This window comes from Acidimicrobiales bacterium (genome assembly GCA_041394265.1).
Taxonomy (GTDB): Bacteria; Actinomycetota; Acidimicrobiia; order Acidimicrobiales; family SZUA-35; genus JBBQUN01.
The window spans coordinates 122,398-140,165 of record JAWKIO010000006.1 but is presented as its reverse complement, the minus strand read 5'-3'; the positions used below and the strand labels follow the sequence as shown (position 1 = coordinate 140,165).

18 protein-coding genes are annotated in these 17,768 nt (G+C 67.6%); 13 read left to right on the top strand and 5 right to left on the bottom strand.

Annotated elements, in window-relative coordinates:
• The first annotated feature begins 7 nt into the window (after positions 1 to 7).
• The 3 genes from def (at position 8) to R2733_24965 (ending at position 2,776) form a co-directional block, all read left to right on the top strand.
• Entirely contained in the window at positions 8 to 559 is a 552-nt protein-coding gene (gene def / locus R2733_24975) for a peptide deformylase (protein MEZ5379771.1), read from the top strand.
• Between the two features lie 70 nt (positions 560 to 629).
• Positions 630 to 1,520 (top strand): methionyl-tRNA formyltransferase, encoded by an 891-nt coding sequence (locus R2733_24970; GenBank protein ID MEZ5379770.1) that lies wholly within the window; start codon positions 630 to 632, stop codon positions 1,518 to 1,520.
• Complete coding sequence (locus R2733_24965; protein MEZ5379769.1) at positions 1,520 to 2,776, top strand: transcription antitermination factor NusB; 1,257 nt, start codon at positions 1,520 to 1,522, stop codon at positions 2,774 to 2,776. Before R2733_24970 ends, R2733_24965 begins: the two co-directional genes overlap by 1 nt.
• A gap of 22 nt (positions 2,777 to 2,798) precedes the next feature.
• On the opposite strand, the gene R2733_24960 is transcribed toward R2733_24965, so the two are convergent.
• Genes R2733_24960 through R2733_24950 form a run of 3 tightly spaced genes read right to left on the bottom strand, consistent with a single transcriptional unit; the run spans position 2,799 to position 6,392 of the window.
• Entirely contained in the window at positions 2,799 to 3,974 is a 1,176-nt protein-coding gene (locus tag R2733_24960) for an aminotransferase (protein MEZ5379768.1), read from the bottom strand.
• A gap of 42 nt (positions 3,975 to 4,016) precedes the next feature.
• On the bottom strand, positions 4,017 to 5,231 hold the full coding sequence (locus tag R2733_24955; GenBank protein MEZ5379767.1) for a DUF1015 family protein: 1,215 nt from the start codon (positions 5,229 to 5,231) through the stop codon (positions 4,017 to 4,019).
• Positions 5,232 to 5,234: 3 nt separating this feature from the next.
• Positions 5,235 to 6,392 carry a PLP-dependent transferase gene (locus tag R2733_24950; protein ID MEZ5379766.1) on the bottom strand — a complete coding sequence of 386 codons (1,158 nt, stop codon included), beginning with the start codon at positions 6,390 to 6,392 and terminating at the stop codon, positions 5,235 to 5,237.
• 32 nt (positions 6,393 to 6,424) lie between these two features.
• Between R2733_24950 and R2733_24945 the strand changes: the two genes are divergently transcribed.
• The 3 genes from R2733_24945 (at position 6,425) to R2733_24935 (ending at position 9,767) form a co-directional block, all read left to right on the top strand.
• Complete coding sequence (locus R2733_24945) at positions 6,425 to 6,946, top strand: MogA/MoaB family molybdenum cofactor biosynthesis protein (protein ID MEZ5379765.1); 522 nt, start codon at positions 6,425 to 6,427, stop codon at positions 6,944 to 6,946.
• 5 nt (positions 6,947 to 6,951) lie between these two features.
• On the top strand, positions 6,952 to 7,176 hold the full coding sequence (locus tag R2733_24940) for a hypothetical protein (protein MEZ5379764.1): 225 nt from the start codon (positions 6,952 to 6,954) through the stop codon (positions 7,174 to 7,176).
• A 173-nt stretch (positions 7,177 to 7,349) separates the two neighbouring features.
• Positions 7,350 to 9,767 carry an EAL domain-containing protein gene (locus tag R2733_24935; protein ID MEZ5379763.1) on the top strand — a complete coding sequence of 806 codons (2,418 nt, stop codon included), beginning with the start codon at positions 7,350 to 7,352 and terminating at the stop codon, positions 9,765 to 9,767.
• Between the two features lie 6 nt (positions 9,768 to 9,773).
• On the opposite strand, the gene R2733_24930 is transcribed toward R2733_24935, so the two are convergent.
• Entirely contained in the window at positions 9,774 to 10,463 is a 690-nt protein-coding gene (locus tag R2733_24930; protein MEZ5379762.1) for a dienelactone hydrolase family protein, read from the bottom strand.
• A 62-nt stretch (positions 10,464 to 10,525) separates the two neighbouring features.
• Here R2733_24930 and R2733_24925 point away from each other — a divergent pair, with 62 nt between their 5' ends.
• The gene (locus R2733_24925) at positions 10,526 to 11,173 is read left to right on the top strand and encodes a hypothetical protein (GenBank protein ID MEZ5379761.1); all 648 of its coding nucleotides are present in this window, start codon (positions 10,526 to 10,528) and stop codon (positions 11,171 to 11,173) included.
• A gap of 9 nt (positions 11,174 to 11,182) precedes the next feature.
• Here the strand turns inward: R2733_24925 and R2733_24920 are convergent, their stop codons facing one another.
• Positions 11,183 to 11,602, bottom strand: a complete 420-nt coding sequence (locus R2733_24920; GenBank protein ID MEZ5379760.1) for a hypothetical protein — start codon at positions 11,600 to 11,602, stop codon at positions 11,183 to 11,185.
• Between the two features lie 293 nt (positions 11,603 to 11,895).
• Between R2733_24920 and infC the strand changes: the two genes are divergently transcribed.
• From infC to pheT, 6 genes are all read left to right on the top strand, one after another.
• Complete coding sequence (gene infC / locus R2733_24915) at positions 11,896 to 12,534, top strand: translation initiation factor IF-3 (GenBank protein ID MEZ5379759.1); 639 nt, start codon at positions 11,896 to 11,898, stop codon at positions 12,532 to 12,534.
• Between the two features lie 127 nt (positions 12,535 to 12,661).
• Positions 12,662 to 12,862, top strand: a complete 201-nt coding sequence (rpmI, locus tag R2733_24910; protein MEZ5379758.1) for a 50S ribosomal protein L35 — start codon at positions 12,662 to 12,664, stop codon at positions 12,860 to 12,862.
• Between the two features lie 78 nt (positions 12,863 to 12,940).
• Positions 12,941 to 13,318: a 50S ribosomal protein L20 gene (rplT, locus tag R2733_24905; GenBank protein MEZ5379757.1), complete on the top strand. Its 378-nt coding sequence runs from the start codon at positions 12,941 to 12,943 to the stop codon at positions 13,316 to 13,318.
• Between the two features lie 28 nt (positions 13,319 to 13,346).
• Complete coding sequence (locus tag R2733_24900; GenBank protein MEZ5379756.1) at positions 13,347 to 14,150, top strand: RNA methyltransferase; 804 nt, start codon at positions 13,347 to 13,349, stop codon at positions 14,148 to 14,150.
• A 144-nt stretch (positions 14,151 to 14,294) separates the two neighbouring features.
• On the top strand, positions 14,295 to 15,296 hold the full coding sequence (pheS, locus tag R2733_24895; GenBank protein MEZ5379755.1) for a phenylalanine--tRNA ligase subunit alpha: 1,002 nt from the start codon (positions 14,295 to 14,297) through the stop codon (positions 15,294 to 15,296).
• Positions 15,297 to 15,333: 37 nt separating this feature from the next.
• Positions 15,334 to 17,742 (top strand): phenylalanine--tRNA ligase subunit beta, encoded by a 2,409-nt coding sequence (gene pheT / locus R2733_24890; protein MEZ5379754.1) that lies wholly within the window; start codon positions 15,334 to 15,336, stop codon positions 17,740 to 17,742.
• The last annotated feature ends 26 nt before the right edge of the window (positions 17,743 to 17,768 follow it).

Sequence of the window (17,768 nt, the reverse complement as noted above, 5' to 3'; positions counted from 1 at the left end):
TGAGGACATGGCAGTTCCCTACGAAGTCCGCATCTTCGGCGATCCGGTGTTGCGCAAAGTGGCCGACGCGGTCACCGACATCGACGCCAAGTTGGCCAAGCTGGCCGACGACATGCTCGACACCATGTACGCCGAACCGGGGCTCGGACTCGCCGCCACCCAGGTCGGGGTCAATCGGCGCTTCTTCGTCTACGACCTCGGCGACGGCAACGGCCCCAAGTCGATCGTCAACCCCAAGATCGAAGAGTCCCGGGGCGAGTGGCTCTACGAGGAGGGCTGCCTGTCGGTGCCTGGGTTGCACTGGGACATCGTCCGGCCGAAGGAAGTCCACCTCACCGGCTACGACCTCGACGGCAACGAGATCTCGATCGAGGCCGACGAACTGCTCGCTCGCCTCTTCCAGCACGAACTCGATCACCTCGACGGCGTCCTGTTGATCGACCGTCTCGAGGACGACCGGCGCAAGGACGCCCTGAAGACCCTCAACGAGCTGTTCCTGGATCCCCCGAAGGAGAAGAAGAAGCCGCTCGGCCGGCTGCGCGGTCTGACGCTCCCGTGACCCACGTTGCCCTGACCGATGCTGTTGTCGTCAACGCTGCCAACGTCAAGCCCGTGATCGCTCGGCTCCGGTGACCGAGCTCGCGCTGCCACCAGCCGAGATCCGTCGGATCGTCTATCTCGGAACGCCCGAAGTGGCCGTTCCGCCGTTGCGCGCCCTGCACGCCGCCGGGTTCGAGATCCCGCTCGTCGTCACCCGTGCCGACAAGCGCCGGGGACGGGGATCGACCCTGCATCCCTCGCCGGTCAAGGCAGCGGCGAGCGAGCTCGGACTGCCGGTGACCACCGACGTCGACGCCGTGCTCGACGTCGGTGCCGATCTGGGCGTCGTGGTCGCGTTCGGCAGGATCATCAAGCCGCACGTGCTCGAAGCACTGCCGATGGTCAACCTCCACTTCTCGCTGCTGCCTCGCTGGCGCGGCGCGGCGCCGGTCGAACGGGCGCTGCTGGCAGGCGACACCGAGACCGGTGTGTGTGTCATGCAGGTCGCCGAAGGCCTCGACACCGGCGATGTCTACCGACGCGCCATCGTGACGATCGACGACACCGCGACACTCGACTCACTTCGTGGCGAGTTGGTCGATATCGGCACCGACCTCCTCGTCGCTTCGCTCCGCGACGGTCTCGGCCCGGGGGAGCCCCAGATCGGCGAGCCCGTCTACGCCGAGAAGATCGCCAACGAGGAGTACCGGATCGACCCGACCCGGTCATCCGAGTCGCTCCACCGGCTGGTGCGGCTGGGCGGTGCCTGGGGAGAGTTCCGCGGCAAGCGGTTCAAGATCTGGGCGGTGACGCCGTCGACTCGCGACGATCTCGCGCCTGGGCAGTTCGACGGCACCCTCGTCGGCACCGGTACCACGGCACTCGAACTGGTCGAAGTGCAGCCCGAGGGCAAGGCGCGGATGGATGCTCGGTCGTGGATCAATGGCGCCCAGCCATCGCCCGACGAGCGACTCTCCTGATGGCCGAGCAGCGGCGCCGCTCGCCGAGGCGAAACCCGAAGGGTCGAGGCGCGAAAGGCAGCGCAAACGAACGCCGAGCGGCCGAGCCCGGTGTCGCCGCTCGCCGCCTCGCGATCGATGCCCTGCTGCGGATCGACACCGACGGGGCCTACGCCAACCTGGCCCTTCCTCCGATGCTCGAACGGTCGACCCTCGAGGCCCGCGATCGCGGCCTGGTGACCGAGCTGGTGTACGGCACCACCCGCATGCGCCGTGCGCTCGACTTCATCGTCGACCGGTTCCTCCTCGACGACATCGGTCCCGAGGTACGCGCCGCCCTCCGCATCGGCACCTACCAACTCCATCACCTCGATACCCCTGCTCATGCTGCGGTCAGCGCCACCGTGGGCGCAGCACGGGGACGGGGCAAGAGCGTGGTCAACGCCGTGCTTCGCAAGGTAGCGGCAGAGAAGGCGGCGATCGACGAGTCCGAGGCGGCGCCGATCCCGTGGCCCGACGATGCCACTCGGCTCAGCTACCCCGACTGGATCGCCCAGCAGCTGACCGACGACCTCGGTGTCGAACGAGCGGTTCGTGCCATGGAGGCGATGAACGAGGCAGCCACGGTGCACCAGCGAGACGACGGCTACGTGCAGGACCCCGCGTCCAGGCTCGTGGCCGAGGCGGTCGACATCCAGCCCGGTCACCGGGCGATCGATCTGTGTGCAGCGCCGGGCGGCAAGGCCACGCTGCTGTCGCTCGAAGGTGCCGAGGTCATCGCCGCCGATCTGCGTCCCAACCGCACCCGCTTGATCGCCCGGAACCTTGCCACACTGGCGAAGACGGCTGAGGCCTCGGGTGCTCCGGCCCCGGCGTGGGTCGGTGTCGTGACCGCCGACGCCACCGCGCCCCCGTTCGCTGCTGGTTCGTTCGACCGTGTCCTGGTCGACGCCCCGTGCTCGGGCCTCGGCAGCCTGCGTCGTCGAGCCGACGCTCGTTGGCGCATCGACGCCGACGCACCGAACCGACTCGCCTCGCTCCAGCGGTCGATTCTCGATGCCGGGATCGAGCTGCTGCGCCCGGGCGGTGAACTGGTCTACAGCGTGTGCACGCTGACGGGCGTCGAGACGCAGGGCGTGCTGGAGCACGCCGCCGGCCGACCCGACATCGAGATGCTGCCGCCACCGGCGAGCCCGTGGCAGACCGAGGGCGCGCTTGCCGTCCTTCTGCCCGGCGAGACCGACGGCATGGCGTTGTTCCGGCTCCGCAAACGCTGAGCCTGGGGGGCGGGGCGGACGTTCAGCGCAGACCGGCCTCGGTGAGCCGGTTGGCCAGCTCGGCGAAGTCATCGATCTCGAGGTTGGCGAAGCTGAAGCGGAGCCACCGCTCATCGGTCGGAGTGAAGGCCGTGCCGGGAATCACGAGCACATCGTGGTCGACCACGAGCCTGCGCACCATCTCGCGATCACCGACGCCGACGTGCGGATGGCGGACCCAACCGAAGTAGGCCCCGGCATTCGCCAGGACGAAGCCGCCGGGATCCGTGGCCATGGCGTCGGTGAAGGCCGCCTGCCGGGTGCGAGTTCTGGCGGCCATCGCCCGTCGCCAGTCGCCGGCGTGCTGCAGTCCCGCGAGTGCTGCTTCCTGCCCGATGCGAGGGGCGCAGATTGCCACACAATCGAGCAGCTTCAGCGCCTCGTCGACAACCGCTTGTTTGGCGCAGATGGCACCCACGCGGTAACCGGGAATGGCGAACTCCTTCGAGAAGGAGTGCAGCGTGATCAGGGTGTCGTCCCAGTTCGGTCGGGCATAGAGCGTGTGGGACGGTTCGTCGGTGGGGCGGAAGTGGCGATAGGTCTCGTCGAGGATGAGGGCGACGCCTCGTGCTTCGGCCAGGTCGAAGAAGGCGTCGAGGATTGCGGGCTCGATGGTGGTGCCTGTCGGGTTGCCCGGACTCACGAGCAGGATGGCACGCGTCCGGTCGGTGATGAGTTCGGCGGCGCGCTCCGGGTCGGGAACGAGGTCATCGCCCGTCTTGAGGAACACCGGCCGAACGCCCGCGAGATCGAGCCACATCCGGTGGTTGAAGTAGTAGGGGACACTGATGATCATCTCGTCGCCGGGCTCGCAGAGGGCCGAAGCGATCACGCAGAACGCCTGGTTGCAGCCGGCGGTGATCTGGATCTGGTCGATCGAGAGGTCGGCGGTCGCGTCCGTCGTGGTGTGACCGGCACGCAGTTCGTCGACCACGGCCGCTCGGAGCTCGGGCAGCCCCTTCGACGGGGCATATCGCCCGCCATCGGCCGACCGAGCGATCGAGGCGACGTGTTCCGCGATGACATCGGCGGTGGGATAGGCGGGCGCAGCCTGGGACAGATCCAACAGCCGCCGATCACTCGACCGCTGTTCGAGGAACGCGTACGCGGCAGCAATCGGGGAGAGTTCGACATCGAGGGTTCGCTTGGTCAGACGCACCCCGAGAGTCTGCCCGACGATGCTCGGTGCGTGGCGATCGGATCACAGATGGCGGAGGAAGACCCCCGAGCGAACCTTCGGATCGAAGTAGGTCGACTTCGGCGGCATGGCCAACCCGGCATCGGCGACGGCGAAGAGATCGTCGAGGCCGACCGATGGCAGCAGGAAGAGTGCGCCGCCGTGATCGTCGGCCTCGTCCAGCAGCTGCGGCAGCGGCAACACACCGGGCCGGTACTGCACCGCGTCGCGCCATCGGTGACCGCCGACGTTGTCGCTGGCGAACGCTCCGAACACCTCGTCGAACCGGGCTGCCAATCGGGTCGGTGGTAGGTCGGCCAACGCCGGCGCAACACCGGACGCCGACGGGGCCGGGATCGCCCGCCAGCGCCGCGCGGAGCCGTCGTACATACGCACTTCGTCGGCTTGGAGCGGGTCGGCGGCGTCGGCGATGGGGCGAGCACCGGCCGCCGCCATTGCCTCGACCGTGGCCGTCGTTCCGATGGCCGGCGGTAGCACCCGGTGGAACGCATGGTTGGCGAGTTCGTCGGCGGCGAAGAGCACGCACAGGGTCGAGTCGGCGTTGCCCGGACCGGCCAGACGTCGGTACTCGACTGCGGCGGCACCTCGGTGATGGCCGTCGATGAGGTAGAGCGGCGTCGGCCGGAGGAGGTCGGTGATGGCCGGCGAGGCTGTTGCGTCGATGGGCCAGATGGTCTGGGTGAAGCCGGGCTCGGAAGCGATCGTGTGCGCCGGCTTTTGTTCGGTGGCCTGATCGAGGTACGCCCGCAGCTCGGGAATCGGTCGGTGGGCGACGGCGATGGGGCTCGACTGGACGCCCACCACCGCCAGATGGCGGGCGAGGTGTGTGGATCGGGCGTGATGGATCTGCTCGTGGGCTCGCACGACACCCTGGGCGAAGTCGGCCGTGGCCACGCCACCGACCAGACCGGTCTGGCAATGGGTGTCGGTTGCGAGCCGGTAGGCGAAGAACCGAGGAGCGTGCCCGCCATCGAAGGCACCGAGCGCGATGAGGCGGTCGAGCGACCTGCGGCCGAGGGCGAGGAGTTCGTCGTTGGACATGGCGACGGACGGGTCGAGGTCCTCGAGCGATCGAGTGACGGCGAGGTAGCTCTCGGGGTTGGCCTCGAGCGCGAGTCGACGGCCTTCGGGCGTGAGCGAATCGTGCGCCGGCGAGGGCACGCGATCAGCGAACTCGGCGGTGACGAGTCGAAGCCCCAGCGGCTCGACGGTCGCCATGCCTCAGTCGACCAGGCCGTCGATCGCCTGCACGAGGTCGGACCACAGATCCTCGACATGCTCGATCCCCACGCTCAATCGGCACAGCGTGGGTGGGAGGTGGTCCTGACCGCTCAACTTGGCTCGACGCTCAATGCAGGTTTCGACCGCGCCGAGGCTGGTCGCCCGGTGGATCAGCTGGAGCTTGGACAGCCGTACGTCGGTCGACACGGCCGAGCCGACGAGTTCGAAGCTGAGGAGGGCGCCCGGACCGTCGAGGGTGGCCCGCGCCAGGTCGTGACCGGGATGGGACAACAAGCCCGGGTACCGCACCTTGGTGACGAGCCGATGCTGGTCCAGCCGCTCGGCCAGTTCCACCGCGTTGGCTTGGGCCCGCTCCAGCCGGAGCGAGAGGGTGCGTAGGCCTCGAAGCGCGAGGTAGGACTCGAGCGTGCCCGGCGTGGCGCCTCCGTAGGTGCGGCGTCGAGTGAGTGACTCGAAGCCATCCCATCCCGGCTGACGGTCGGCGCAGACCACGATGCCCGCCAGCAGGTCGGAGTGTCCGCCGATGAACTTGGTGGCGCTGTGCACGCTGAAGGTGGCGCCGAGGTCGAGTGGCCGCTGGAGCAGGGGAGTGGCCACGGTGTTGTCGACCGCAACCAGGGCGCCGGCCGCTTCGGCGGCGGCGCACACCGTGGCGATGTCGCCGATCTCGAGCAGGGGGTTGCTGGGCGTCTCCATCCAGATGAAGTCGGCCCCGGCGGCCGCCTGCACCCAGCGTTCGGTTTCGGCGGTAGGGAGGCGGATGACGCGCCAGCCGAGACGCGCAGCACCGTCGGCCACCACGGTGGCCGTGCCCTGATAGCAGTCGTCGGGCAGCACGATCTTGGCGCCGGGTCCGAGCGAGTCGAAGAGGGCCGAGATGGCCGCCATCCCCGAAGAAAACGCGAGCGCCTTGCCGCCTTCCAGCGCACCGACGGCGTCTTCGAGCGCCCGCCAGGTGTCGGTGCCGTCGCCCCGTGCGTATTCGGGGCCGTTGCCGCTGTCGTAGTTCGACACCGGCACCATCGGTGTGTTCACCGGTTGTCCGGCCAGGTGCGGCCTCCCGGCGGCGACCGCCACGGTGTCGGGATGGAGTCCGGTCAGGTCGAGGGCGGGCGCTCGGCGGCGGGGAACATTCACGCTCGCACACTAGCGCCCTACACTCGCGGGCCATGACCGAGCAGCAGCCATCCGAGGGCCCGTCGACGTCGCCCACGGCATCGGGTGTCCAGGCCATCGTCATCACGGTCTCCGACGGCGTGATCGCCGGGACCCGCGAGGACCGGTCCGGCGAGACACTTGCCGAATGTCTGGAGCGCCATGGTGTGGCCGTGGTCGATCGCCGCCAGATCTCCGACGGCGTCGAGTCGGTGCGCGACGCGCTGGTGGCAGCAGCCGACGGCTTCAACGGGCTGATCGTCACCACCGGTGGCACGGGTTTCGGGCCTCGTGACCTCACGCCGGAAGGAACTCGGGAAGCGATCGAGCGGGAGGCGCCGGGGCTGGCCGAGGCGATGCGGCTGGTCAACCCGAATGGACTCGGTCGGCTCAGTCGAGCCATCGCCGGTACCCGGGGCGCCGCGCTCATCGTCAACACCCCCGGCTCGACCAAGGGCACGGTCGAGACCATCGAGGCGATCATCGATGTCGTTCCGCACGCGGTCGATCTCCTTGCCGGTGGGCGACCCCACTGATGCTGGTGTTCGATCAGCAGCGGGGGCGGGTCGTGGCGTTCGAGTCGCCACGCGGTGTCGGAACGGTGGCGGTCGCCGATCCCGACGGTGCCTCCTACCCGTTCCATTGCACCAACATCGCCGACGGCACACGCGAGATCGCCGACGGCGCCGCCGTCACGTTCCGGGTCGTCGCCGTGGGACCAGGCGTGTGGGAAGCGGTCGACGTCCAGGCCATCGGACCTACGTAAGGAGGTGCGCAGAGAGGGCGACGAAGGAGCCCTCGACGTGGACCGACCCAGAAGCCCAGCCTGGTTGTTTCGCCGACGAAGGAGGCGAATCGCAGTGCAACGTCTCGCCTCTCCGCGCTGCCTCCATGTTCAGATTCGGTCAACTTCGGACAGTCGGTGCCGACAGAGGGAGAGTGACCGAGGGTACGAACGACAACGCGATCGCCACGGTGCTCGCCGAGCAGCCGGACGGGCGGCCGACGACGAGCGCGACGGCCCGCTGGATGGCCCGAGCACCACTGGCCGGTGTCATCGTGGTTTTGGGCGTCGCCCTGTCGGTCTTCGCCTGGCTGGGACTCCGGTCGATCGAGAACTCAGAGGCCCAGGTCAGCTATGGCGGCACCCTGCTCGCCCAGACCTCGCGAATCAACGTCGAGATCGTGCAACTCCGCAGCAACCTTGCCACGCTGGCCGGGACGATGGCCGCCGCCGACGAGGCGAGTGACGATCCTGCCGCTGCGGTCAATGCCTTCGATTCCCCTGCTGCGGTCCAGATCCTGTCGTCGGCCGCAGTCGAGGAACTGATGTTCTTCGAGACGATCGATTCGGCCGCCGACGAGATCAATATCCGTGAGCGGGAGGAACGCCTCGGCAACCAGGCGTTCGTCGACGGGTACGGCCAATACGGGGTCGATGGAGAGCGACCGACCTTGGTGCTCTCGAAGTTGAAGCCGGACGGCACGCACCGCGATGTGATCGGCCGCGACCTCTCGACGGTCGAAGGACTCAGCTCGATCGTCAACGAGCTGGCGATCGGCGCCGATGTCGGGGTCCGCCCGGCTGATGAGTCCAACGCCATCTTCGACTCGATCTACGCCATCTCGTCGTCGGCTGATCTATCGACCCGGCCGGCCACGGCGTTCTACGCACCGGTCGGTGAGGGCAAGAGTTTCCAGGGGGTGCTCGCCACCCGGCTGTTCCTCGACCGCTTGCTCGCCGCCACCACCGGTGAGAGCGGACCGGTCGCACTGCAGCTCTCCCGCGATGGGCAGCCGCTGGTGTCGACCCTGCCCGCCGGTGAACTCGGCGAGCCGTTCGGCAAGCCCACCACGTTCTCCGACCAGGACTCGACCTGGGCCATCCAGGGCTACACGGCCGGCATCGTCGTCGACCACCGCAGCTCGTGGGCAGCGCTGGTCACCGGCCTCGTCCTGGCTGCTGTTGGTGGTCTGTTCTCCACCTCGGCCCGCCACCACGCCATCACACTGGGGCGGCTCGAACGAAGCGAGTACGACGCCCGTCACGACCTCCTCACCGGCCTCTACAACCGAGCCGGCATCACCCAGGAACTCAACCACATGCTCGAACACCGGGCACCGAATGAGCTGGTCGGTGTCCTCTTCCTCGACCTCGACCGCCTGAAGGTGATCAACGACTCGATCGGTCATTCCGCCGGCGACGAAGTGCTCGCCGTGGTGGCCCGTCGCCTCGAGGGCATCGTGCGCGACTCCGATGTGGTCGGCCGTTTCGGTGGTGACGAGTTCGTCATCGCCTCCACCGGCCTCAAGGCCGTCAGCGATCTCGAAGCGTCGGCCGAGCGCGTCATTGCCACCCTGCGTGAGCCGGTGATCCTCGACGACGAGTCGTCGCAGATGGTCAGCGCCAGTATCGGCATCGCCTATGTGGCCAAGGGGACCGAGTCGGCCGAGATCATGCTCCGCGACGCCGATCTCGCCATGTACCGGGCCAAGGAGTCCGGCGGCAACCGCTACGAGGTCTTCGACGACGAGCTCCGCACGGCAGCGCTCGCTCGGCTCGAGGTCGAGCGGGAGTTGCGTCGGGCCATCCGCACCGGCCAGCTGGTGGTGCACTTCCAGCCGATCGTCGAGGTCGAGACCGGTCGGGTCGATCGGCTCGAGGCGCTCGTGCGCTGGCAGCACCCGACCCGCGGCATGGTGCCACCCGGGCAGTTCCTCAGCGTGGCTGCGGAGTCTGGCCTGATCGTCGATGTCGGCGAGCACGTGCTCCGTGAGGCGTGCCGTCAGGTGGCGCTGTGGAGTGCGGCCGTCGGTCGTCCGATCTGTGTGTCGGTCAACGTCGCCGAACGTCAGCTCATCGACGCCGGACTCATCGACACCGTGCGCCGTGTGCTCGCCGAGACCGGTGTCCGCCCGGACCAGCTCGAGCTGGAGATCACCGAGGAGCTGATCGTCGAGAAGCTCGACCGTCGCCTCACGATTCTGCGCAAGCTCGACGCCATGGGCATCAAGCTCGCGATCGACGACTTCGGCACCAGCCGGGCGTCACTTGGCCAGCTTAAGCGGCTCGACATGGTCGCGACGCTGAAGATCGACCGGGCGTTCGTGATCGATGTTGCCAACGATCCGGTCGACCGCAAGATCATCACCGCCATCGTCGCCCTCGCCGAGTCGATGGGCATGGAGGTCGTGGCCGAGGGAGTCGAGTACGCCGACCAGGTCAGCATCCTGCGTGATCTCGGCGTCGAGTTCATCCAGGGCTTCTACTTCCAGCGTCCCGGCCCGAGCGAGAAGATGATCGGGCTGCTGCAGAAGTCGTTCGACGTCCCCGACGCCATCAGCCTGCCGAACTGATTCAGTTCAGGCCGTCGACGTCGCGAACTGCTCCAGCAGCGAACGGACGTCGGCCATGCCGGCCGCCGCTGCAGCGGGATCCCACGCCGGACCCTCGTGTGAGAACCCATGTGCGGCACCGGGATGCACCACGATTCGACAGTCTTCGTGGCCTCGGAAGTGCTGGTCGATCGCAGCGATCACGTCCGGTGGCGTGATCGTGTCGAGTTCGCCGAAGTGCAGGCGCAATGGGGCGTCGAGTCCATCGAGCCGATCGAGGATTCCTTCCATCCGGCTGCCGTGCCACGTCGCAGCAGCGGCGAACAGGCCGTGCGCCGCTCCGGTCAGCACCCACGGTCCACCGAAACAGATACCGAGACCGACCACCCGACCGTTCGAACGCGCCGCCGCCCACTGCGCCACGGCGGCGACGTCGTTGCGGCAACGGGAACGGTCGAAGTCGGCCAGGCGGCCGATCGCGGCGTCGTGTTCGCCGTAGGGCACGGCGCCACCACCCTGGCGCCAGAACGGATCCATCACGACAGTGGTGGCGATGTCGGCGAGGGATCGAGCTTGTTCGACGAGATCGGGGTTCGGTCCGAAGATCGACGGCACGACCACCAGCGCAGGAAGGTTCGCCGCATCGGCCGGCTCGGCCACCCAGATGGGCACGGCGCCGTCTTCGACGGCGACAGCGTCGGTTCGGGTCTCGGTCATGGCGAGCGACCGTACCGACGGCGCGCCGGACGGGCAAGCGTCACTGCCACTACTATTCGCGGATGTTTCGGTGGCGCGGTGGCTTGTTGGTGGTGTGCGTGCTGTTCGTCGCTGCGTGTACTGGCGGGTCGTCCGACGCTGCGAGCGAGGGGAGCGACGAGGCTGCGCTGTCGTTGGGTGCGACCGGTGACGAGCTTGCCGCCGATCTGGAGCAACATGACGACATCGACGGGGTGATCCGTATGCTGCCCCCGACGGGAGCGCCACTTCGTGACTCGCCGATGGGTCCGAAGGCGACCCTCGTCGGGCAACGAGCCGTGCTCTCGATCGCAACGCCGAATGGTCCCGTCCAGATGTACGAGGTTCGAGTCAGCGATCCCGAGATGGGGCCCGGGCTGCAGCTTTGCATGGTGATCACCGAGACCAATGGAATGAGCGCTTCGTGTGGCGCGATCGGCGATGCCGGCGTCCAGGGCGTTGGGCACGCCGGAGCGTCGGGAAGCGACACCGGTTCGATCTACGAACTCGCCGGTCCGATCGACATGACCCACTTCGTGGTCGACGTCGAGGGTCGGCGCCTCGCGGTGATGACCACCGAGGGGCGAGCGCTGCTCGCTGTCGAGCGGGCGTTCTGTGAGGAGCCACCCGAGGTGGTGAGCGCCTGGCGTGGTGACGTCGAACTCGAGGTCACGGCACCGAGCGCATGCTAGGTCGCCGGCTCAGTCGTCCTCGTTCGCTTCGCCTGCATCGCTGTCTGCATCACCCGCGGTCTCGGCCGCTTCTGCCGCCTTCTTGAGGGCCGTGGTGCGCTCGACGAACAGGAGCCGGACGCCATGCAGCGCTTCGTTGAGCGGCGATTCCGCTTCGTCGAGGCGACCTCGCAAACCCTCGACCAGCGCCCCGAGGGCATCGACCGCCAGCCGGGCCGCCTTCATGTCGGGGTCGTCGTTGGTGATGTGGAGCATGGCGAGCTCGTACATGCCGAAGGCGTGGTTGGCGATGATGGCGGTGGGATCGGCCTCGAGGATCTGCGCTCGGGCCTCGGCCAGTTCCTTGGCCATCGCCCGGGCCTGCTCCTGCTGTTCGGGCGTGAGATCGTCGGCGGGGGAGGCGGCGGGATCGGGCGTCGAGGTGCTCATGAGCCGCAGGTTATCGAAGGGGGAGGCATCCGGAGGGATCTCCGCTAGTCTTGGAGAGTCCGTCAGAGCTTCCTCTCTGATGGATCGGTAACCATCGAAGTGGGCCAGTCCCCACCCGGCCGCCCCCGAGGCATGTCAGTTCGCTGGCAACGCCCCGAGATCGTGAGTCCGGGTCCATGTTGGCAGTCGATCCGCCCCTGCGGATCCCTTCCTCGTGATCTCTGGTCCACGGCTGATGATGCCGTCCGCCCAAGCGCCAGGAGGAGTTGCGCCTGCATGAGGAGTGATCAGCAATAGCTGCGCCACAGGAGCCACGGATCAACGAACGTATCCGTGCTCGCGAAGTCCGGGTGATCGCCGCCAACGGTGATCAGCTGGGGATCAAGCCCCTACCCGAAGCCCTGAATCTCGCCCGTGAACTCGACCTCGACCTCGTCGAAGTCGCCGATCAGGCGAGGCCGCCCGTCTGCCGAATCATGGATTACGGCAAATACAAGTACGAAGCGGCACAACGGGCCAAGGAATCCCGCAAGAAGGCCAGCCACATCACGGTCAAAGAGATGAAGTACCGGCCGAAGATCTCGGGTGGCGATTTCGAGACCAAGACCAAGAAGGTCGAGAAGTTCCTCGACGAAGGTCACAAGGTCAAGATCACCATCATGTTCCGAGGCCGCGAGGTGACCCACCCCGAACTGGGGCGCAAGATCCTCGACAACATCGCGGAACGTGTCGATGAGATCGGCAAGGTCGAGGCCTACCCGAGACTCGATGGCCGCAACATGACCATGGTGCTCGCTCCCGACAAGAAGAAACAGCAGAGTCGACAGAGCAAGTCGAACCGGGCCGAGGCAGCTGCCGGCAATGGTTCGGGCGCCCATGCCGACCAGACCCCTGGTGACACCACTCCGGCCGACACCGAGTCGACCGAGTAACACACCGAACCACTCACACGTCCGAACGGATCTGCGTTCGGCGAACGTGGCCACCGTCGGACCGGGCTCCAACGAGCCCGGTTTCGATTGCCCCCACCCATTCGATGACGAACGAGGAGTCCCCCACGTGTCGAACAACAAGATGAAGACCCACAAGGGTGCGAAGAAGCGCTTCAAGGTCACCGGCTCGGGCAAGATCCGCCGCCGTCAGTCGGGCCTCAACCACTTCAACTCCAAGATGTCGAGCCGGGTCAAGCGCCGCCTCGGCGGGCCGGAGCTGGTCGACGCCACCAACATGAAGCAGGTCAAAGAGCTGCTCTCGAGCTGAAGCTCGCCCACCCCTCGTCCGACACCTCGTGACGCAGGCCAGGGCCTGCCGCACACCCTCACCAAGGAGATTCCCCCGATGGCCAGAGTCAAGCGCGCCGTTCATTCGAAGAAGCGCCGCCGCACCATTTTGGAGCGGGCCCAGGGCTACTACGGCAACAAGAGCCGTACCTTCCGCGCCGCCAACGAGCAGGTCATGCACTCGGGCAACTACGCCTACCGTGACCGCCGTGCCCGCAAGGGCGACTTCCGTCGCCTGTGGATCCAGCGCATCAACGCCGGTTGCCGCCAGAACGGCACCTCGTACTCGAAGTTCGTCGCCGGGCTGAAGGCTGCCGGTATCGAAGTCGACCGCAAGAACCTCTCGGCCCTGGCCATCACCGATCCCACCGCCTTCTCGGCGCTGGTCGAAGTGGCCAGCAGTGCCCGCGAGGCTGCGGCGAGCAACGCTGCCTGACGCAGCAGTTCGCTCGTCGGTCCGCGTCGTGAGCCGTCGAGATCTCGTGCTCGGACCCAACAACGCACGCGTTCGCGCCCTGCGTCGTCTTGCGACGCAGCGGCGCGATCGTCGCGTCGAGGGGGTTGCCCTGGTCGAAGGGCCGACGCTCGTGGCCGAGGCGCTCTCGGATGATCGGATCATTGGCCGAGTGCGCGAGGTCTTCACCGAATCGCCGCTCGAGCGGTCGGCGCAGGCCCGGGCCGACGACGCGTCGATCCCGGTGACGTTCGTCGAGGCCGGAGTGCTCGACAAGGTGCTCGACACCGTCACGCCGCAACCGATCGTGGCCGTGGTCGAGACATTGTCGGCATCGATCGAGCTGCTGGCAACCGACCGGCCGGTGCTCGTGCTCGTCGACGTCCGTGACCCCGGCAATCTCGGCACCCTGATCCGCACCGCAGAGGCCTCCGGCTGCGCCGGCGTGGTGTTGGCCGGAACGTGCGTCGACCCCACCAATCCCAAGGTGGTTCGGGCGTCGGCTGGTTCGTGGTTGCGCACCATCGTGGTCGAAGACCGCGACATCGGGGCCGTGATCGACGGCCTGGCCGACCAAAGACGCCCGATCGTCGCCGCGGCCCTGGTCGACGGGGCTCGCGACTTGTGGCAGACCGACCTCACTCGAGCCGCCATTCTGCTCGGCAACGAGGCCCATGGTCTGCCGGCCGACGTCATCGCTCGAGCGGATACGTCGGTGGTGATCCCTTTCGACGGCCCGACCGAGTCGTTGAACGTGGGTGTGGCGGGTGCCCTGCTGGCGTTCGAGGCACTCCGCCAAAGGCGGATGGTGTGATTCCGCCAAAGGCGGATGGTGTGATTCCGCCAAAGGCGGATGGTGTGATTCCGCCAAAGGCGGATGGTGTGATTCCGCCAAAGGCGGATGGTGTGAGAGCGCCGATACTCGATGGACAGTGCTGGTGAAAGACGACAAGGTGCGATGATGTTGCAAGATCTCGATTCCCTGATCGCCGAGGTCACGGCGGCCGCTGCTGCGGCGTCGTCCACGGCGGAGTTGCGCGAGCTCGAGGCGAACACGCTCGGCAAGACCGGGCCGCTGATGGCGGCGAAGAAGCAGCTCGGCTCGCTGCCGGCCGACGACCGACGCGACGCCGGACGAGCGCTCAACGACGCCCGCACCGCCCTCGAAGCCGCCATCGAATCACGGCGCGGCGAACTGGCCCGGGCAGAGCGAGCGGAACAACTCGCCAACGAGCGGATGGACCTCACCGAGGTCACCGGTTCGCTGCCGGTCGGGCACCTGCACATCGTGAGTCAGGCCTGGGAGGCCCTCGAAGACGTCTTCGTCGGCATGGGATTCCGGGTGGCCGAAGGGCCTGAGGTCGAGACCGACTGGCACAATTTCGACGCGCTGAACATCCCGCCCGGCCATCCCGCCCGCGACGGCTTCGACACCCTCTACGTCGACTACGGCGCCCCGGGCTCGACGCTGTTGCGCACGCACACCTCGCCCGTGCAGGCCCGCACGATGCTCGATCAGAAGCCGCCGATCTATGTCGTGGCCCCCGGGCGCGTCTTCCGGCGCGACACCGCCGACGCCACGCACATGCCGGTCTTCCACCAGATCGAGGGCCTGGTCGTCGACCGCGACATCTCGCTGGCGCACCTCGCCGGAACGATCGAGTCGTTCACGTCGGCCTACTTCGGGCCGGGCTTCCATTCCCGCCTGCGACCGAACTACTTCCCCTTCACCGAGCCGTCGGCAGAGTTCGACATCCAGATGCCCGACGGCTCGTGGCTCGAACTGGGCGGCTGCGGCATGGTCCACCCGAACGTGCTGCGGGCCGGCGGGATCGACCCCGAGGAGTACTCGGGTTTCGCCTTCGGGTTCGGCATCGATCGGCTGGCACTCATGAAGTTCGGCGTCACCGATCTTCGCGACATGTTCAGCAACGACGTGCGCTTCCTCCAGCAGTTCTGACGCCCGCCCACCCTCTCACGTTCGGAAAGTCCCACTCATGAAGGTTCTCCTCTCCTGGATGCAACAGTTCGCCCCGATCGAGGGCGACCCGGCCGAGCTGGCCGAGACACTCACCGATCTGGGTCTCGTGGTCGAAGAGGTCTCGACCGTGGGTGCCGACCTCGATGGGATCATCGTGGCCAAGGTGCTCGAACTCGCCCCACACCCCGAGGCCGACCGCATCCAGGTGGTGCAGGTCGACACCGGCGACGGCACGCCGCTGCAGATCTGCTGCGGCGCCTTCAACATGGCGGTGGGCGACCTGGTGCCGCTGGCGACAATCGGCACCACCATGCCCGGCGGCATGGAGATCGCCCAGCGCAAGCTGCGGGGTCAGATGTCGAACGGGATGCTGTGCTCGCCGGCCGAGCTCGAACTGGCCGCTGATGCCGACGGCATCATGGTGCTCGACCCGTCGCTGACGCTCGGTCAGCCGATCACCGAGGCACTGGCACTCGAATCCGACGTGCTGTTCGACATCGATGTCGAGGGCAATCGTCCTGATGCACTGTCGGTGATCGGCGTGGCACGTGACCTGGCCGCCAAGCTCGGCGTGCCGTTCACCGAGCCGAGCCCGGTCGTTGCCGAATCCTCGGCCAACACCGCCGACCTCGCATCGGTGGAGATCCTCGATGGTGAGCTGTGCCCCCGCTTCGGCATCCGCGTGCTCGAGAACGTCACCATGGGGTCCTCGCCCGAGTGGATGGCCGCCCGACTCACCGCCGCCGGCATGCGTCCGATCAACTCGATCGTCGACATCTCCAACTACGTGATGCTCGAACTCGGGCAGCCGAACCACACGTACGACCTCGACACCGTGCCCGATGGCGCACTCCGGGTCCGCCGAGCGTCTGAGGGAGAAACCCTGGTCACGCTCGACGGCAAGCTGCGCTCCCTCACCCCAGCCGACGGGGTGATCGCCAACGCCGCCGACGAGCCGATCGGCCTGGCTGGCGTGATGGGGGGTGAGGCCACCGAAATCGGTCCCTCCACCTCCCGGGTGCTACTCGAGGCGGCCATTTGGGACCGCATGATGATCGCCAAGACCTCACGTCGGTTGAACCTGCGTTCGGAGGCCTCGACTCGCTACGAACGAGGCGTCGACCACGCGGCGGTCGAGCGGGCCCTCGATCGGTTCTGTGAACTCGCCATCGAACTGTGCGGTGCCACCGTTGCGTCTGGGGCGATTATCGCCGACGGTCGTGAGCTGCCGGCGCCAGTGGTGACCCTGCGGACTGCCCGGGTCAATCAGCTCCTCGGCTCGTCGCTCACCACCGACGAGATCGCCAACTTCTTGACGCCGATCGGCTTCGCCAACACCGCCGACGGCCCCGATGCGTTGACCGTCACGATCCCCAGCTGGCGCCCTGACTCGACCATGGAGACCGACATCGTCGAAGAGGTCGGTCGGCACTACGGCTACGACAAGGTGGGCACGTTGGTGCCGCGGCCCGCCCAATCGGGCGGCCTCACCCATCGCCAGACCGCTCGCCGACGTGTTCGCCACGCGGTCGCCGGTATCGGCTTCGACGAAGCCATGCCGATGCCGTTCCTATCACCGGCCGATCAGGCCGCCGCCGGCATCAGCGACGAGGCCATCGGGCTGACCAACCCGCTCGTCCACGAGGAGTCGATCCTGCGGACGTCGCTGCTTCCGGGCCTGGTCAAGGCCGTTGCCTCCAACCAGGCGCGAAGCAACGACGGAGTGCGGCTGTTCGAACTCGGTCGCGTGTATCTCCGCAATCCCAAGACGCTCGACGATCCGGTGGCGGCGCCGCTGCCGATCGAGCCGGAACGGCTCGGCCTGGTATGGGCGGGAGCCGACGCTGGCGACGCGGTCCGGGTGTTCCAGCAGATCGCCGGTGTACTCGGCCTGGCGAACATTCGCCTCGACAACGCCGACGGCCCGGCGTCGATCGCAGCCAAGCCGGTCCTCGCTGGTCTGCACCCGTACCGAACCGCCGAGATCGTCCTGCGAGGTCGCACGATCGGCGCCGTCGGCGAGATCGATCCGGGCGTGCTCGAGGCATTCGACGTCGAGGGCCGCGTGGCCTGGGTCGGTTTCGACCTCGACCCGGTGTTCGCCGCCATGGAGACCGTGCCGAAGGCGACGCCGGTGTCGGTCTATCCGGCCAGCGAGCTCGACCTCGCCTTTGTCGTCACCGACGACATCGCAGCGTCGACGGTGGCCGGCACGCTCTACAAGACCGGCGGCGCGCTGTTGCGATCGGTCGAGGTGTTCGACGTGTTCCGCAGCGAGTCGCTCGGTGCCGACCGCCGCTCGCTCGCCTATCGACTCCGGTTCCAGGCCGACGATCGCACGCTGACCGACGCCGATCTCACCGGCCTGCGTGATCAGCTCATCGCCGCAGTCGCTAAGCGTCACAAGGCCGAACTCCGAAGCTGACCCCCGCCAAGACCCTCCAAACCTCG

Bases quoted from the DNA above. Each gene is read 5' to 3' on its own strand.
- def (MEZ5379771.1), top strand. From the start codon at position 8: ATGGCAGTTCCCTACGAAGTCCGCATCTTCGGCGATCCGGTGTTGCGC.
- R2733_24965 (MEZ5379769.1), top strand. From the start codon at position 1,520: ATGGCCGAGCAGCGGCGCCGCTCGCCGAGGCGAAACCCGAAGGGTCGA.
- R2733_24955 (MEZ5379767.1), bottom strand. From the start codon at position 5,231: ATGGCGACCGTCGAGCCGCTGGGGCTTCGACTCGTCACCGCCGAGTTC.
- R2733_24945 (MEZ5379765.1), top strand. From the start codon at position 6,425: ATGACCGAGCAGCAGCCATCCGAGGGCCCGTCGACGTCGCCCACGGCA.
- R2733_24930 (MEZ5379762.1), bottom strand. From the start codon at position 10,463: ATGACCGAGACCCGAACCGACGCTGTCGCCGTCGAAGACGGCGCCGTG.
- R2733_24925 (MEZ5379761.1), top strand. From the start codon at position 10,526: ATGTTTCGGTGGCGCGGTGGCTTGTTGGTGGTGTGCGTGCTGTTCGTC.
- R2733_24920 (MEZ5379760.1), bottom strand. From the start codon at position 11,602: ATGAGCACCTCGACGCCCGATCCCGCCGCCTCCCCCGCCGACGATCTC.
- rplT (MEZ5379757.1), top strand. From the start codon at position 12,941: ATGGCCAGAGTCAAGCGCGCCGTTCATTCGAAGAAGCGCCGCCGCACC.
- pheS (MEZ5379755.1), top strand. From the start codon at position 14,295: ATGATGTTGCAAGATCTCGATTCCCTGATCGCCGAGGTCACGGCGGCC.
- pheT (MEZ5379754.1), top strand. From the start codon at position 15,334: ATGAAGGTTCTCCTCTCCTGGATGCAACAGTTCGCCCCGATCGAGGGC.